General features: G+C 37.0%; 1 pseudogene. It reads left to right on the top strand.

From position 1 onward, the window contains the following. Window positions 1-65: 65 nt before the first annotated feature. Window positions 66-473 (top strand): annotated as a pseudogene (locus tag C7Y47_RS24740) (penicillin-binding protein); the annotation flags it as partial.

The following is a 473-nucleotide window of genomic DNA, read 5'->3' as shown; positions in this document are numbered from 1 at the left end:
TACCTTCGAATGGTATACTAAATATCGTGTATTTAAATTGTAATTAGATGAGGAGGGGAATACATATGCGCAAAGCACCGGGAAAAAATCGCGCGACGAGTGTTAAAGCAAAACATCACTCTAATTTAACATTTCGTATGAATGTCCTTTTCTTTGCTATATTTCTAGTATTTTCAATGCTAATTTTTAGACTTGGCTATATGCAAATTGTAAAAGGGGAAGATTATGTACGCGATTTAGAGCGTAAAGAGGAGGTAGCTGTCAATACAAGTGTGCCAAGGGGACGAATGTATGATCGATACGGGCGTATTTTAGTGGATAACCAACCGGAAAATGCCATTACGTATACAAAAATGTCGACGACAAAAACAAAGGATATGCTAGACATAGCCGAAAAGCTGGCACAATTGATTGAGCAGCCAACGAAACGTGTTACATTACGTGACAAACAAGATTTTTGGATGATAAAAAAT

The organism is Lysinibacillus sphaericus, assembly GCF_006864135.1.
Taxonomy (GTDB): Bacteria; Bacillota; Bacilli; order Bacillales_A; family Planococcaceae; genus Lysinibacillus.
The sequence above is the reverse complement of the archived record's forward strand: the minus strand, read 5'-3'. Positions and strand labels throughout refer to the sequence as shown.